This window comes from Clostridium sp. B9, assembly GCF_050509515.1.
In the GTDB taxonomy this organism is placed as follows: domain Bacteria; phylum Bacillota; class Clostridia; order Clostridiales; family Clostridiaceae; genus Sarcina.
The window spans coordinates 2,942,806-2,959,399 of record NZ_JBNWKA010000003.1; the positions used below are offsets into that span (position 1 = coordinate 2,942,806).

A 16,594-nucleotide genomic window follows, 5' to 3' on the forward strand; every position below is an offset into this window, starting at 1 on the left:
AAAACATAATAAAAGTACATCCTAATTTACAACCCTATTGTTTGCCCTCTGTAGCTTGTGCTTGTTCTCCACCTAACTTAATCATATCTTCTTTAGTTGGTAACTTCATTTTTAATTTTCCCTTAGCAATCTCCTCAATTTTATCTAAAGAGCTTGCTTTTAAAATATCAACTTTTAATGCCTCATTTTCAGTTATAACAGTATTTATTTTCTTATTCATAGCATCTAATTGTTGTTGAGTTTTATATACCTTAACATCTCTAGCAATAGTTAATCCACCAACTAATAGTATTAATGAAACTATTTGAAGTACGCTTTTTCTTAATTTTTTATCTCTTTGCTTTTTTCTTCTCTGTTGTTCGATTTTTTTCTTTTTCTTGTCATAGGTTTTCCTACTCGGTACAGTCTGTTCTTTTCTTTGTGGTTTAAGTGCAGAACTTCCGTTATAATCAAACTCTTTTACATTCATCTTTAATCCCTCTCCAAAAATTTATTTATATTCCCCTTACTTAAAATCTACTTAAACGCTATTAACATGATACTGTTTTATCTTTTATAATTTCTCTATAATTCTTAATTTAGCACTTCTACTTCTTGGATTAAATTCTAGTTCTTCCTTACTAGCTTCTATTGGTTTTCTAGTTATAAGCTTAATCTCTGGATTTCTATTGCATACACATACTGGAAACTCACTTGGACATGTGCATGGGTTTGCTAAATCCTTAAATGTTGTTTTTACTATTCTATCCTCTAAAGAATGGAATGTTATAATTGCCATTCTTCCACCTTTATTTAGCTTCTTAACACCATCTAAAATAGTTTTGCTTATTATCTCAAGCTCTTTATTAACTTCTATTCTAATAGCTTGGAATGTTCTTTTAGCTGGGTGTGGCCCTTCTCTTCTAGCCTTAGCTGGTATGGCAGCCTTTATTATTTCAACTAGTTCTAAAGTTGTTTCTATATTTTTTTCTTCTCTATTTTTAACAATAAAGCTCGCTATTCTTCTAGCAAATTTTTCTTCCCCATATTCTCTTATTATTCTAAATAATTCATCTTCTGAATATGTATTTACTATTTCATATGCTGAGAAACTGTTTTCTCTATTCATTCTCATATCTAAAGGAGCATCTTGCATATAGCTAAATCCTCTTTCTCCATTATCTAATTGATATGAAGAAACTCCTAAATCCATAAGAATTCCATCTACGCCTTCGATTCCTAAATCATTTAAGACATCATATATTGCATAGAAATTACTATGTACATATGTAACATTATTAAACTCTTTTAATCTTTCTCCCGCTGCTTTTAAAGCATCCCTATCTTGATCAAATCCTATTAATCTTCCGTTTTCTGAAAGCCTTTTAACTATTTCACTTGAATGACCTGCTCCACCTAGTGTGCAATCAACGTATATACCATCATCTTTAATAGCTAAGGCATCTATACATTCATCAAGTAAAACCGAAACATGTTTAAATTCCATATAATTACTCCTTATTTTTTATTACTTATCATCTTTTGATTATTAACATCATATTATATATCATTAATACAACTAAATTTATCTTTTTTATTTTTATTAATAAATATTCTTAAACATATTTATTAATTATTAAATAATATTGTGTAAATATTGTGCCTCTTACTAATTTACACTAGAATATCATGTCATTGCAACCATTTTCCCATTGTATAATATATATTATTATACATTATTCTAGGAAAAATTTAAATTTCCTTTTTAAAAAATATTAACTCTAAATTGATATTTTTCAATAAAAATCATAAAAAAATTTGACATTATATAATTTATGATGTAAAATTTTTAAATATCATGGGAGTAGATAGGGGCTGGTGTCTCTACAGGTCTTCAACACCTAGTTGTGGTGCTAATACCATCATGGGTGGGTTCGATTCCCACATACTCCCGCCATACATAAAAAAAGCTATTTGAAGTCATCCTTCAAATAGCTTTTTTCGTCTAAAAATGTTGTTATAATTTGATGATAAAAATTTATCCTATTATCATCTTAACTAATTTATTCTCCTATTAAAATAAAAAGGCTTTAAGTAAGAAAGTTATAAATAATATGAAGAGAATATTTGTGTGATCTCTAGAATTTAAGTAACCACGGAAAGAGTTTTGCGTTAAGAAGCTGAAACTGTTCGAAGCAAAGCTAGTTTCGAAGCTTTAGTAAAACTCTTGAAGTGATTGCTATAAATTCTTAGAGAAATACAATAATTCTCAAAATATATTTATAACTTTTAAAAGCCTTTTATTTTATATAATTATACGTTGAATCTGAAGTTTACTATGTCTCCGTCTTTCATTACGTACTCTTTACCTTCTAGTCTGTAAACACCTTTTTCTTTAGCAGCAGCTTCTGATCCACACTCTACTAAGTCATTATAAGAAACAACCTCTGCTCTTATGAATCCTCTTTCTATATCTGAGTGAATTTTACCTGCAGCTTGAGGAGCTTTAGTTCCTTGCTTTATAGTCCAAGCTCTAACTTCTTGTACTCCAGCAGTTAAGTAACTCATTAATCCTAACAATTTGTAACTTGCTTCAATTAATTTATCAAGACCTGATTCATCTAATCCGTACTCAGCTAACATTTCAGCCTTTTCATCTTCCTCTAATCCTGATAATTCTTCTTCAAGTTTAGCACAAACAACCATTATTCCTGAGTTTTCAGTTTCAGCATATGCTCTAACTTTTTGAACGAACTCGTTGTTTAAGTTTCCTTCCATCATATCATCTTCTGATATATTACAAGCATATAAAACTGGTTTTGAAGTTATTAAGAATAAGCTCTTAACGAATTCTTCTTCTTCTTCAGTAGCTTCTAAAGTTCTAGCTGGCTTATTATCCTCTAAGTGAGCTTTTAATCTTTCCATTACAGCAAACTCAAACTTAGCAGTTTTATCACCTGATCTTACTAACTTCATAGTCTTTTCCATTCTTCTTTCAAGAACATCTAAGTCTGCAAATATAAGCTCTAAGTTTATAGTTTCAATATCTCTTATTGGATCTACTGAACCTTCAACGTGAACAACATTCTCATCTTCAAAACATCTTACAACGTGAACTATAGCAGCAACTTCTCTTATATGTGATAAGAATTTGTTTCCTAATCCTTCACCTTTACTAGCACCTTTAACTAATCCTGCGATATCATAAAACTCTATTGCAGTATATATTTTTCTTTTTGTATTATATATTTTTTCTAAAACGTCTAATCTCTTATCTGGTACACTTACAACACCTACATTTGGCTCTATTGTACAGAAAGGATAGTTTGCTGATTCAGCTCCTGCCTTTGTTATGGCATTGAATAATGTACTTTTTCCTACGTTTGGTAATCCAACCATTCCTAATTTCATCTATGTACACCGTCCCTTTCTATTGTTTTAATTCATACTTAATGATTATACTCTAGCTTAATATATATTTCAACAACTGTATTATGTTTCCTAATTCTCCACCTAAAAATACAAATTAATCCTTTATGATAACACATACTAATTTCGAGGTGATGTTTTATGATTAAGAAAATACTATCATTAACTTTTTCTTTAATGATTTTCTTATCTTTTGCTTTAAATATAGATGTATTAGCTAAAGAAACTACAAATCCATGTACTAAGGAATATGGCTGGTATTATTCATATAATAAAGAAGAAGGTATTCCACATGGTCAGTAAAGAAACTCCTTATCTTTATAGACATAAAGTTCTTTATTGTGGAGATACTTCAAAAAAAGAAATTTTTCTAACTTTTGATGAAGGGTATGAAAATGGTAATACTGCTAAAATACTTGACATATTAAAAGAAAATCAAGTTCCGGCAGCATTCTTTGTTACTAGGCCATACATAAAGGATTATCCTGATTTAATAAAAAGAATGGATGCAGAAGGACATTTGGTTTGTAACCACAGTTCCCATCATCCTTCTATGGCAAAAATATTAGATAAAGAAAAGTTTAAAAAAGAATTTACTGAAGTTGAAGAGATATATAAAGAGGTTACTGGCAAAGAAATGCCTAAATTCTTTAGACCTCCAATGGGTAAATATAGTGAGAACTCTATAATATTAACTGAAGAACTTGGATACACATCAGTATTTTGGAGCTTTGCATATAGGGATTGGTTAATAGATGAACAACCTAATAGAGATGTTGCAAAAAAGAAAATATATGATAAGCTTCATAATGGTGAAATAGCTTTACTCCATGCAGTTTCAGATACTAACACAGCTATTTTAGACGAACTTATAAAAGAGCTTAAATCAGATGGGTATGAGTTTAAATCTTTAAATGATATAATCCAATAAAAAAGCCTTAATTATATTAGAAAAATTTTAAAATATGTCTGTATCAAAACTTAATAATAAAACTTACAAACATATTCCGAGAGTTACTAGATTTAGCTAAGAATCCATAGTTACACTCTTCATATCATTTGTAAGTTTTATTAAAAGGTTATTTTGATACAGATTTATTTTTTAGCTTTGTAAGAAATTGCTCTTTGATAGAATTTCCTCTTTTAATCTGTTACTTTCTTTTCTTATTTCAAAAATCTCTTCATTTACATTTTTAATTAACTCTTCATCTTTTAAGAACGCTAAGTTAACTTCTACATTTACAATAGAACTATCTATACAAGCACTAATCATGATAGCACTTACTACAGCATCTGAAAGCAAATTTTTATTTCCATATTCAACTGCAAACTTTATGTTTTCAAAGAATCTTAATGATTTTCTACTTAACTCAAGTGGAACCATCATAGCGCCTACTGTACATTCAGTTATCTTTTCACTTCTTATATTCTTCTCTTCATCACTATCTTTTGGAAGCTTATAACAATCCATCAAAGCAGTAAATGCTTCCTCATCCTTATTCATGAAATCTAGCATTTCATCATAAGTCTTTTGAGCTTCCTCAAGATTTTTATCTAATAAAGCTTTATTCTCATCACTTAGAATTTCGTAAGCTTTTTTACCAACAGTTAAACTATAAACCATTGAAGTTAAAGCTACACCTACTGCTCCAACAAGCCCTGCTGCTGCCCCACCACCAGGTGCTGATGAATTTGATCCTAAGTCCTTTACAAAGTCTTTTATTATTTGATTTTTCATGTCTAACCCTCCTGCTATTATTGCTTATCTATAAACTATCTACATTTAAGTATATTGTTTAGCTTTTTACCTATGCTACTCCATTCATACTCTTCTTTAGCTTCAAACTTAGTTCCTGAATCAATCATGACTTTACACTTTTCTAAACCACTAAGTATATCTTCAGAAATATTTTGGCTAACAATACATTTATCTATACCAGAAACAACTCTTTGTATAGGGTCATTTTCATCTCCTAATATAGTCATTATTATGTTCTTTGTTCCAAAATAATCATATATTTTAGCTGGAATTTGCTTAGAATTTTTATTTCCTAAAACAAGAAGCACATCCCCATGAATCATATATCTTAAAGCTTCTTTATAATCTATTCTTCCATTTACGGTAACATTAGAAAATCTCTTCAAGTCATTCTTTATATTCTCATCATCTATATTTCCAAAGAATATTATGTTAAGTCTATCAAAAAATTCTTTATCCTTAACTTCCAATTCTTTCAAAGAGGCCATAAAAGGTCTTAAGTCTCTAATCTTACTAAATACTTCTCCAGCATATATCAAATTAATCTTATCTTCTCTTATAAGTTCTGGTTTTTCTTCTTTTTCTATTTTTTCATAGATTTCTTTATTATATCCTCTAGTAACAATAAACATATTATCATTGCTAATTCCATACTTATCTATGAAGTCCTTTTTATTTTCCTCAGTAACAAAAATATGTCTATCACCATTTAATACAACAGACTTTTCTTGTCTTCCCTCTATAAACTTTCTTATAAACCCTATATTCTCTCTTGAGGATCTTTAAGCCAAGGATCACTCCAATATAAGACCCAAGGAACTTCTTTAAAACTTTTTTTAATTCTCAAGGCACAAAGATGACTTGATGGAGGTTCATGCATTGAAAATATTACATCAAAGCTTTCTTTTTTCATAAGCTCTTTTCCATTTTTAGCCGCCTTAAAACTCCAATTATAATACATGTCAGGAAAGATAATTTTATTCTTTATCTTTCTCATAAACTTCATCTTTCCGCTAGGCTTTGTATTGGTTTGAATTTCCACATCTTCTCTTGTAGTTGACTTTTTAGGCATTATTTTATCAAATAAACAGCCTCCACCAATAGCATGAAGTTTAACTTTTTCATCCAATAACTTTAATATTTCTTCATCGTAATAAATAGAGTTTTCAGGAAAATCTACTGTTAAAAGATGAACCTCATTTCCTTCAATATTACAAAGATTGTTTAAGTACATAAGTGTTTCTATTGAGGCTGAGTTATTAATCATAGGAGAATAACAAGCTACAAATAAAATTTTCATTATTTCTTACCTCTTTCTTTAACTGAAAGTAATAAAAATTTAGGTATAGCTCCTAATCTTTTTATTCTCCAAGGTTCTTTTACAACTCTATAAAGCCACTCCATACCTATATTTATCATAAATTCTGGTGCTCTATTTACATTGCCAGATATAACATCAAAACTACCTCCAACACCCATAAATATTTTACAACAAAGCTTATCTTTATATTTATCTATAAAAATCTCTTGTCTAGGTGCTCCCATAGCAACGAATAATATATCTGCTTTTGAATCATTTATCTTTTTTATTAAATCATTACAATTTTTCAAATCAAAAAATCCATTGTTAGTTCCTACTATATTTATCCCTTTAAACTCTTGTTCAATCTTCTCTTTACATTGAACAAGAGTTTCTTCCTTTGCTCCAAGCAAGAATACATTTAATCCAGTTTCTTTAGCTTCTTTAAGAAGCATATTCATAACTTCAATACCAGCTATTTTTTCATTTATCTCTATTTTGTTAAGCTTAGCTGCTAAAAGAGTTCCAACTCCGTCTGGAATTATTAAAGCATCATCTTCAGTAAAACTTTTTCTAAGCGTATCGTTATTTATTCCATTATATAAAACCTCTGGATTTCCAGATATTATATTCACCCTATCTTTTCTTTTTATTTCTTCTAATAGTTGAACTTTATTATCTGAAAATATTTTATATCCTAATAACTCCTTATACATATTAATCTCCTAAATTATATATACGATTAAATTAATTTATTGTTTTTCATAAATGTTTCTATCTCTTTTACTATTTCATCATCTTTATTTATAGCTTTTGCTATATCTAAATGCTGTTTAGCATCTTCGATCATACCAGCATTTAAGTAAGAAACTATTAAGTTAGTACAAACTTCTATATCTCTTGTAGTTTCAAATGCTTTTCTTAAATATTTAACCGCCTCATCATATATTCCAAGTGAAGCATAGTTTATTCCCATTTCATTTACAGCCTCAACTATACTACTATCTATAGCTAAACATTCATTTAAATAGTAAATAGCTTTTTCAAAGTTTCCTAATCTTCTGTAAGCTGTAGCTATGTAATATCTTAAAAGTGCATTGTCTTCAAATTTATCTGCTAAAGGTATAAGTCTAGCTAATGCCTCTTCTGGCTCTTCTATAAGCTCTTCTTTTCCTTCCTCATAGTTAGCTGAATCTTTTATTTCATTATATAAAACTTCAACTATCTCATTTCTTTCTCCGCCTTTATTTAAATACTCATTTATATCAACATAAGCTTTATCATATTGTGCCATATCATTATAAGCTATTGCTGAATAAAGATATGGAAGAGCTAAATCACTTCTATTAGCTTTACACTTATCACAAATCTCTAATTGAGTTTCATTATAAGATTTGTTTCTTTCTCTTAGTGACTCACATATTAATAAAAGATTTTCATAAACATCTGTATCATCACAAACCTCATTTAATCCTTTTAAAAGCATAAATGCTTCAACCATATTTTCATCTTTAACTTTCTCAGCTATTATTGTTTTTACACAAGGAATAGCCTCATCTATCAATGGTATTAACTTCTTATAATCCTCATTAAATCTAAACTCTTTATCTCCACCTAATGCAAAGAACATACCTTCAACTAAGTAGTTTATTGGTAATGATTCTAACTTATATCCACTCTTTATATCCTTTGATAAATGTCTTGGATCTACAGGTACATATAGCTCCTTAATATTCATATCCCCTGGATTCTTTCCTAAACTCTCTATTAATCCTTTTCCATCTACCTCTAAAAATAAAAGCTGTGATAACTTTTCTTTTGCAAATGTATTAAAGCTCATATATCTATCTCCTTAACTAAAATTATTATCCTTATTAATTCTATCTAAAATAAAATTTTATAAACCTATATTTAATTATAACCTATAAAATTCGAACTATATTCTACCATAAAATAAAATTTAGTTCATCTATGTATAGTTATATATTATAACACTTCAAAAACAAAAAAGGGAGTGTATCAATGATACCTCTCCCTTTTATTAAAAATCTAATTATTTTAATTTAGCATTTATTACTTCCATTATAGCATTTTTGAAAGTTTCAGTCTTTTCTACTGAATCTTCTAAACTTGAACCTTTAACTGATAAGTAAATTTTCATTTTAGGCTCTGTACCTGAAGGTCTTACAACAAACCATGAATCGTCTTCTAAAATATATTTTAGAACGTTTGATTTTGGAAGTTTTACTTCTTTTTCTTCTCCAGTTAAATTATCTACTTCTTTGCTTAACTTATAATCAAATGAAGTAACAACTTTAACACCATTTATTTCTTTAACTGAATCATTTCTTAATCCATCTATACATTTAGCTATTTGCTCTTGTCCTTCTTTTCCAGCAAGCTCTATTGAAACTAGACTTTCTTTGAAGTATCCATACTTATTGTAAAGCTCTATTAAACCATCATAAAGAGTTTTTCCTTGTTCTTTATAGTATAAAGTCATTTCTGCTATTAACATTGAAGCAACAACTGCATCTTTGTCTCTAGCAAAAGTTCCAGCTAGGTATCCATAGCTTTCTTCAAATCCAAATAAGTATTCATTTGAACCTTTTTCTTCAAACTCTTTTATTTTTTCTCCAATGTACTTGAATCCAGTTAGCGTATCTATTAAAGTTACTCCATATTCTTCAGCCATTTTTCTTACTGATTCAGTTGTAACTATAGTTTTTATAACTGCTCCATTTTCAGGTAACTTATTCATTTCTTTTAATGAACTTAAGATGTAGTTAGTTAATAACATACCTGTTTGGTTACCACTTAATACTTGATATTCACCTTTATTATCCTTAACAACAACACCTATTCTATCGCAGTCTGGATCTGTTCCAAATATTATATCAGGTTGAATATCTTTAGCCATTTCTAAAGCTAACTCAAATACCTTTGGATCTTCTGGGTTTGGATATGGTGCTGTTGGGAAGTTTCCATCTGGCATTTCTTGTTCTTTAACCACAAATACATTATCATACCCTAACTCATTTAATATTCTTCTTACAGGAACATTTCCTGAACCATGAATTGGAGTGTATATTATTTTTAAATCTTTAGCATGTTCCTTAACTAATTCTTCTCTTATAGTTAAAGTTTTTAATGCATCTATATATTTTTTATCTATTTCTTCGCCTATATAAACTAAAAGACCTTCTTCTAAAGCTTTTTCTTCACTCATAGTTTTTATATTTGCGTAGTCTGTAACCTTATTAACATATCCTATAACAGCTTTAGCTGGAGCATCTGTTAACTGACATCCATCATCTCCATAAACTTTATATCCATTATATTGTTTTGGATTATGTGATGCTGTTATTACTATACCACCTTGACATCCTAACTCTCTTACAGCAAATGATAACATTGGAGTTGGTCTTAAAGCTTCAAAAAGATTTACTTTAACTCCGTTTGCACAAAGAGTTAAGGCAGCAGCCTTAGCAAATTCCTTTGACATATTTCTTGAATCATAAGCTATTGCAACTGATTTTTCTCCAGTATAGTTATCGTTTAAATAATCAGCAAAACCTTGTGTAGCTTTACCAACTGTATAGATATTCATTCTATTAGTTCCAGCACCAATAACTCCTCTTAATCCACCAGTTCCAAAGTCTAACTCCTTATAAAATCTATCTTCTATTTCTTTCTCATCTTTTACGTCTCTTAACTCAGTCTTTATTTCCTCTGAAATAGTTGATGAGTTTAACCATTCTTCATATCTTTCTCTAAACACTGCACTCGCTCCCCTTTTCATCTTATTACTAAGGATTCTGTATTTTATTTCCACAGATATTATACTACATTATGTTAAAATTTGAAAATAAAAAAAATAAAAATGGAATTATATTACTTAAAATTCCATTTTTATCTTTTATTTATTATTATTAAGTTAATTTACCAGCTTCTTTTTTAGCCCTATTTTCTTCAACCTCTTGGTCTACAACTTCTTGAGTTACGATTTTCTGCTCATAACTTACAGAAGCTAAAACTGAATTTAAATCATCAACTATTGATATTTCACTACCAAATTCAACATCTGAAACTTTAAATTGATCACCAGGCTGAGCCATAGCAACATCTATATCTATGCTCTTAGGCATATTTGAAGGAGAACATTTTATTTTTATGCTATCCTTATCCTTTTGAAGTACTGCTCCTATTTTATTTATGTATCCTTCTCCAACATAATTTATAGGAATGCTTGTTACTATCTCCTCATTACCCTCTATTTTTTCTAAATCTATATGTATTACTTTTCTACTAACAGGATCTCTTTGAACCTCTTTTATTAAAGTGTTTACTGAACCATCTGTTGAATTTATATTTAAAAGACCGTGCTCTCCTGTTACAGAAAGCGCATGGTTAAGTTCTAACTCACCAATTTCAAACAAGAAATTATTCATTCCCTTTCCATATAAAACACCAGGAATTAACCCATTCCTTCTACATTGTTTACTTGAATGTCTAGTCTTTTTTTCTCTTTGATTTACATTTAAATTTTCCATTATCATCATCCCTCCTTTTACGTATTCTTTCCAAAAACAAATTTATTATTCACCTTAATTTCAATAAAAAATTCACCTTATTTACAATAAACCACGGCCTAAAATAAAAAAACAAATAAAGAGGGCCTATTAAAAGTCCATTATTTTATAAGCTAGTTACTGATACTTTAACCTTAACTTATAAATCAACTTACTTTTATAGCCCCTCTAAAGAAATTTAATACTTATTATTAATTTAATGCTTTATGGCTTATGAAATCTAATTCGTATTGATTTATTTTTCCGTCCTTATTTAAATCAAACTTCTCTATTTCATTCCACTCATCACTATTATCTTCTGAATTCTTTCCATAATGCTTAGAAATCATCGCTAAATCACCAACTTCAAAGTTTCCGTTTTCATTGAAATCTCCAGTTGACTTCTCAACCTTTAAGCTCTCAAATCTTTCTAGTGCTGAATCTAATGTATTCTTAGCATGTTCTCTATCCTCATTTGTAGCTTCACTATTACTTAAAACTTCTCTAGCTATATCTATAGCATTTTGTAATTCTTTCTTAGCACCTAAATGGTATTCTCCAACATTAAATCCTTCTGTAGCACCATCATGAATAACTTGTGCATTTTCTATAATTCCCTCTAATTCAGAATCAGCAACTTCTACCTCATAAGTAAACATTGCATTAGCCCAATCTGTATGGTCTTCCCAATCATGTCCATTCTTCAGTGTTTGTAAAGTTATTTCTGACGCACCCTTAATCTCAAATCTTACATGTTCAGCCTTAGCTCCTGCTTTTAGAACACCACTATTATAAACTTCTACTCCATCAGCTAAAACTTTAAATATAGCTCCATCACTATTTCCACCTGTTTCTAAATCTAAACCTAAATACGCTTCGAAATAATCATAATCTTTTCCTGAGATATCGTAAACAACAGTCGAGTCTGTATGAGTACCAATTCCCTTTTCAAAAGTCATGGATTTTAATCCATCACTTAATGTTATTTTGTTTCCATCAACAGTTGTATCTTTTTTAGGTGTACTCCATCCCTGTTCTGCACTCTTCCATTCTAAATCACTTACATAATCTCCTCTAGCAACATCTATATCTGCTATTACTTCAATTTCTTCTCCATTTGATTCTGCTATTCCTTTAACTTTAATTGAACCTTCATTTAAATAATCTTCTTCTGCTATATCATCCCAAGTAACATTAGCAAATGTACTTTCTCCATCACTATATATTAATTCAACTGAATTTGGTAAAACCGGTTTATTTCCAAGAATAGTTTGAATACTTATTCCTTTAACATCAGCTACCTCTCTTACAGTTACATTAGCTACAATTTTATTGGCAGTACCTTTTATAGTTCCTTCAACTTTAAATGAACCTACTTTACTATATAATTCAGGATCAATTTCTCCCCACTGAATTCCAACTTCTTTTAAAGATCCATCTGTCAACTCAACTATAGTTTTTCCTGGTAATTTTGGAGCCTCACTTACTAATGTCTTAATATTTAATTCTTCTTGTTCTCCCTTTATTTCATATGGAGCATCTAATTTATTTAATTCCATAGGTGATTCTGATTCTGTATTTATAGGTCTTATAACCATTCTATAAATATAATCTTTATTGGAATGAAGTGTATATTCTGGCTTTGGTCTAGCACCCCAGCTATCATCTCCTCCAACTCCCATTTGTCTATAGTTAACATTAACAACTACCTCCTCTGATTTTACTAATTCATGAGGATGTTTCTTAGTACCAAGTTCCTCTTCTGTATAATGAAGAGCAGAAGCTTCTAAATATGGATCTCCTGAAACCATTAATCCTACTCCCTCATTATTAGTTAATGTCATCCATCTTATATCTGTTTTATTCCCCATTTCTGATGGTTCAATATATTTAAAGAATTGATCTTCTACAGTTGAACTATACACCCCTACATGAGCACTTTTCTGTCTATCCCAATAGTTTTCGTGAGGTCCTCTTCCATACCAATCTAAATTTTCAAATTCAGAAGGCATATTAAACTCCATACCTATAGCTGGTATTTCTGGTAAGTTATCTGCCCCTGGATTTAATTCTGAAGTTATTACAACTTCTCCATCTCCATAAACTTTTATTACATTTTTATAATTTGAAGCAGTTGTTGTTGGTAATGTTGCTCCTACTTCTATTGTTACAAACTTTCCACTCTCATCCTCAGTAACTGTTACGTCATTTACAGTTCTATTTTTACCTGCATCTTTCCAAGTTCTTGTTCTATTAGGCATTCCATTTTCTTTATCATTATCAACAGGAGCTCTCCAGAAATCTGGTTCTATTGGAGTGCTTAAAAGTTCTTTACCTTCATTTTTAAATGAATCAATATTTCCATTAACCTTATTAAAATTCAGTTCAAATCCTGTTCCCCTTACTGTTAAGTTTGTATCATCATCGTTTACTATATCAATATTATCCATTGATGCAACATCAACTACATCTTTGCTTTCATGTGAAAAATCAACCTTTATTTGTTCTGTAGCTATGATATGTCCTAATTCAGCCCATGTCTCTTCTTTAGTAGTTTCGAATCTTATATTTAACCAATATTCTGATCCATTATCTAAATTTTCTGGTCTATTTAAGTCAATCTTTACATTAGTTCTTTCTAATGGATTGATGTCATTAACCATTTCACCACTTTGAATTATTTCATCATCCTGTTTTAATTCCCAAACCATCTTGTACTCATTAAGATTTGTAAATAAGAATTCATTTTCTATCTCTATTAATCCATTAGCTGCATCAACATCATTTATTTCTATATTCTGATATCCGTATTTAACTTCTTGAAGTTGAGGTTTTTCTTCTCGTTCAGCAGTAATCATACCATTTGCACAGAAGTTATCATCATTAGGATTATCACCCCAATCTCCACCATATGCTAAATACTTAGTTGATCCATCTTGTGAAGTGCTTTCTTCTTTCCACTCCTCAAAATCCATCCATAGAACAGTACTTTCATCTGGAGTTCTGCTTTCATCATTTAATTCCTCTATAGTTAAAGCTCTATCATATACACGAACAGAATCTATAATAGCAGTACATCTACTATTCTTTTGGGCATCTCCACCTATCGTTAATGGATAGCTACTTGATGTAATTGAACCATTATATTTAGTTGATGCAACTTCTTCTCCATCTATATAAAGTTTCACATTTTCGCCATCAAATGTTCCTGCTATCTTATGCCAATTATTTGCCCAGTCACTTGGTATTTCCATTGTCTTAGCTGCTACCCACTGACTTCCATTAGCATCATAGATAAAGAACTCTATAGCTCGTTTTCCTGTATGTTGGAAGTTTGCTGTTTCCTTTATTGCAAATTGAGTATCTCCTTTTGCAATATAAACATTATCACTAGTTCCACCATCTGGTTTAACCCAAGCCTCTAAAGTAATTCCTTTACCTGTTATATTTAACTCATCTGACTCTGCAAAAGTCATGTATCCTTTAAAGCCCTGTCCATCTTTTCCCTCAATAGCTCCACCTTCTTTAAGAACTCCCTTAAAGTTATTAGAACTTGAATCTACTGAATACTTTACTGTTTCTACATCTTTATATAGTGATTGATCAACCCAATCCCATATAAATCCACCCTGTAAGTTATCATACTTTTCAAACACATCCATATATTGATAGAAGTTTCCATTACTATTTCCCATGGCATGAGCATATTCGCAAAGTATAAATGGTTTACCACCTTGTTTACCTATATTTTCAACTGAATTTGGACTTAAATACATATGGCTGTATATATCAGAAACTGTAGGATCACTATAATCTCCCTCATAATGAACAGGTCTTGTTGTATCATTTTCATGAACCCAATCTGATAAAATATTAAATGTTTCTCCTCCACCAGCTTCGTTTCCAAGAGACCAAACTACTATTGAAGCATGATTTTTATCTCTCTCTACCATATTTTTAACTCTATCTAAAGAAGCTCCATACCATTCTGGCATATTTCCTGGGAGATAACTTCTAACACCATGAGACTCTATATTTGCTTCACCCATCAAATATAGTCCATATTCATCACACAATTCTAAAAATGCAGTATTATTTGGATAATGCGAAGTTCTAACAGAGTTTATATTATTAGCCTTCATTATTTCTATATCCTGAATCATACTTTCAATAGAAACAGCTCTTCCATCTGTAGGGTCTGTTTCATGCCTATTAACCCCTTTAAACATTATAGGTTGTCCATTTATAAGCATTTGTTCTCCATGAATTTTAAACTCTTTAAAACCTATTTTAGTACTAGTTGCTTCAACTTCATTGCCATCCTTATCTTTTAAAGCTATAACCATAGTATATAAATTAGGATCTTCAGCAGACCATTTTTTAGGATTTTTAACATCAACATTAGCAGTTAATTTAATTTTAGTAGCTTCGCTATTATAGTCTGTAGCATCCTCAAAATCTGTACTCATAGTTATTGGTGAATCCAAAACTTCTTCATAATTTTCATCATAGAGTTTAGCTTCAACAGTATATTCTTCATTGTTTTTAAGATAGTTAGTAAGTTCAACATCAACTTTTAAATTAGCATCAGTATATGTTTCATCTAACTCAGTTTCAACTTTAAAATCTCTAATTCTAACTTCTGGAGTAGAATAGATTGAAACATCTCTAAAAATACCGCTTAGTCTTATAAAATCTTGATCTTCTAACCAGCTTCCATCACTCCACCTAAATACTTGAACTGATACTGTATTTTCTCCCTCTTTTAAGTAATCAGTTATATCAAAGTCATCATCAGTATAACTATCTTCACCATATCCAACCTTATGTCCATTAATCCAGAGGTAAAAGGCAGATTCTACACCTTTAAATGATATATAAGTTCTTCTTCCTTCCTTCCACCCTTCTGGAACTGTAAAAGTTCTTTGATATGTTCCAACTGGATTATACTTAGTTGGAGCATTTGGTGGCTGTGGATTTTCTCTTCCAGTCCATGGATAAGTTGTATTAGTGTATATAGGATAATCATGTCCTTGTGTTTGCCAATTGCTAGGAACTTTAATTTTTGTCCAGCCATCAACATCAAAACCGTTTACATCAATTTCATTAGGTCTATCAGATGGTTTATCAACTATATTGAAATCCCACTCTCCATTTAATAGCTTATGATATTCTGAATCATTCCTTAAGGCTCTCTCCATAACGGGTTTTTTAGAATCTTCTAAAGCTAATTCACTATTTGAGAATGAAACAAATGATGCATGTGCCTCTTCTCTATTTATTTGATAAATTTCAGCATTATTATTCCACTCTTCTCCTGTAAACTCCTCTCCTACAGTTGGCATATCACTATCTGGATATTCTCTAGCCTCAACTGCTTGTCCATTAATAAAAATATTATGAGCTGTAGTAGCTAAAAAACTTCCCAATACTACTAAAGCTAAAGTTCTCTTACTTCCTTTTAACAAAATATTCTCCCCCTTTTAAGAACTATTGATATAAAAAAGTCCTCTATAAATATTTTATTCATAGAGGACTACCTTTATTCTACATTTT

The 16,594-nt window shown here is 30.1% G+C and carries 9 protein-coding genes, 1 tRNA gene and 2 pseudogenes; 2 read left to right on the plus strand and 10 right to left on the minus strand.

Features of this window, described 5'->3' with window-relative positions:
• Positions 1 to 34: 34 nt before the first annotated feature.
• Together ACQZHJ_RS13040 and rsmH are read right to left on the minus strand one after the other, a co-directional pair.
• Positions 35 to 469, minus strand: a complete 435-nt coding sequence (locus ACQZHJ_RS13040; RefSeq protein ID WP_430485987.1) for a septum formation initiator family protein — start codon at positions 467 to 469, stop codon at positions 35 to 37.
• Positions 470 to 553: 84 nt separating this feature from the next.
• Positions 554 to 1,486: a 16S rRNA (cytosine(1402)-N(4))-methyltransferase RsmH gene (rsmH, locus tag ACQZHJ_RS13045; RefSeq protein ID WP_430485988.1), complete on the minus strand. Its 933-nt coding sequence runs from the start codon at positions 1,484 to 1,486 to the stop codon at positions 554 to 556.
• A 353-nt stretch (positions 1,487 to 1,839) separates the two neighbouring features.
• Between rsmH and ACQZHJ_RS13050 the strand changes: the two genes are divergently transcribed.
• A tRNA-Sec gene (locus ACQZHJ_RS13050) sits at positions 1,840 to 1,936 on the plus strand.
• A 356-nt stretch (positions 1,937 to 2,292) separates the two neighbouring features.
• Here the strand turns inward: ACQZHJ_RS13050 and ychF are convergent.
• The gene (gene ychF / locus ACQZHJ_RS13055) at positions 2,293 to 3,390 is read right to left on the minus strand and encodes a redox-regulated ATPase YchF (protein WP_430485989.1); all 1,098 of its coding nucleotides are present in this window, start codon (positions 3,388 to 3,390) and stop codon (positions 2,293 to 2,295) included.
• Positions 3,391 to 3,549: 159 nt separating this feature from the next.
• On the opposite strand from ychF, the pseudogene pdaA reads away from it, so the two are divergent.
• Positions 3,550 to 4,339: pseudogene (pdaA, locus tag ACQZHJ_RS13060) on the plus strand (delta-lactam-biosynthetic de-N-acetylase).
• A 171-nt stretch (positions 4,340 to 4,510) separates the two neighbouring features.
• On the opposite strand, the gene ACQZHJ_RS13065 reads toward pdaA, so the two are convergent.
• The 7 genes and pseudogenes from ACQZHJ_RS13065 to ACQZHJ_RS13095 form a co-directional block, all read right to left on the minus strand.
• On the minus strand, positions 4,511 to 5,146 hold the full coding sequence (locus ACQZHJ_RS13065; RefSeq protein ID WP_430485990.1) for a cyclodeaminase/cyclohydrolase family protein: 636 nt from the start codon (positions 5,144 to 5,146) through the stop codon (positions 4,511 to 4,513).
• Between the two features lie 35 nt (positions 5,147 to 5,181).
• A pseudogene (locus ACQZHJ_RS13070) lies at positions 5,182 to 6,467 on the minus strand (glycosyltransferase).
• Positions 6,467 to 7,183: a WecB/TagA/CpsF family glycosyltransferase gene (locus tag ACQZHJ_RS13075; protein ID WP_430485991.1), complete on the minus strand. Its 717-nt coding sequence runs from the start codon at positions 7,181 to 7,183 to the stop codon at positions 6,467 to 6,469. The pseudogene ACQZHJ_RS13070 and the gene ACQZHJ_RS13075 overlap by 1 nt, the downstream one beginning before the upstream one ends.
• A 26-nt stretch (positions 7,184 to 7,209) precedes the next feature.
• Positions 7,210 to 8,307 (minus strand): tetratricopeptide repeat protein, encoded by a 1,098-nt coding sequence (locus ACQZHJ_RS13080; protein WP_430485992.1) that lies wholly within the window; start codon positions 8,305 to 8,307, stop codon positions 7,210 to 7,212.
• Positions 8,308 to 8,520: 213 nt separating this feature from the next.
• The gene (locus ACQZHJ_RS13085; protein ID WP_430485993.1) at positions 8,521 to 10,248 is read right to left on the minus strand and encodes a phospho-sugar mutase; all 1,728 of its coding nucleotides are present in this window, start codon (positions 10,246 to 10,248) and stop codon (positions 8,521 to 8,523) included.
• A gap of 151 nt (positions 10,249 to 10,399) precedes the next feature.
• Positions 10,400 to 11,020 (minus strand): 50S ribosomal protein L25, encoded by a 621-nt coding sequence (locus ACQZHJ_RS13090; RefSeq protein WP_430485994.1) that lies wholly within the window; start codon positions 11,018 to 11,020, stop codon positions 10,400 to 10,402.
• A 230-nt stretch (positions 11,021 to 11,250) separates the two neighbouring features.
• Positions 11,251 to 16,506: a glycoside hydrolase family 2 TIM barrel-domain containing protein gene (locus ACQZHJ_RS13095; protein WP_430485995.1), complete on the minus strand. Its 5,256-nt coding sequence runs from the start codon at positions 16,504 to 16,506 to the stop codon at positions 11,251 to 11,253.
• Positions 16,507 to 16,594: the final 88 nt, after the last annotated feature.

What these genes read in the sequence shown, in the direction of transcription:
- ACQZHJ_RS13090 (WP_430485994.1), bottom strand. Translation starts at nt 11,020, where the DNA reads ATGGAAAATTTAAATGTAAATCAAAGAGAAAAAAAGACTAGACATTCA.
- ACQZHJ_RS13075 (WP_430485991.1), bottom strand. Translation starts at nt 7,183, where the DNA reads ATGTATAAGGAGTTATTAGGATATAAAATATTTTCAGATAATAAAGTT.
- ACQZHJ_RS13040 (WP_430485987.1), bottom strand. Translation starts at nt 469, where the DNA reads ATGAATGTAAAAGAGTTTGATTATAACGGAAGTTCTGCACTTAAACCA.
- ACQZHJ_RS13080 (WP_430485992.1), bottom strand. Translation starts at nt 8,307, where the DNA reads ATGAGCTTTAATACATTTGCAAAAGAAAAGTTATCACAGCTTTTATTT.
- ychF (WP_430485989.1), bottom strand. Translation starts at nt 3,390, where the DNA reads ATGAAATTAGGAATGGTTGGATTACCAAACGTAGGAAAAAGTACATTA.
- ACQZHJ_RS13065 (WP_430485990.1), bottom strand. Translation starts at nt 5,146, where the DNA reads ATGAAAAATCAAATAATAAAAGACTTTGTAAAGGACTTAGGATCAAAT.
- rsmH (WP_430485988.1), bottom strand. Translation starts at nt 1,486, where the DNA reads ATGGAATTTAAACATGTTTCGGTTTTACTTGATGAATGTATAGATGCC.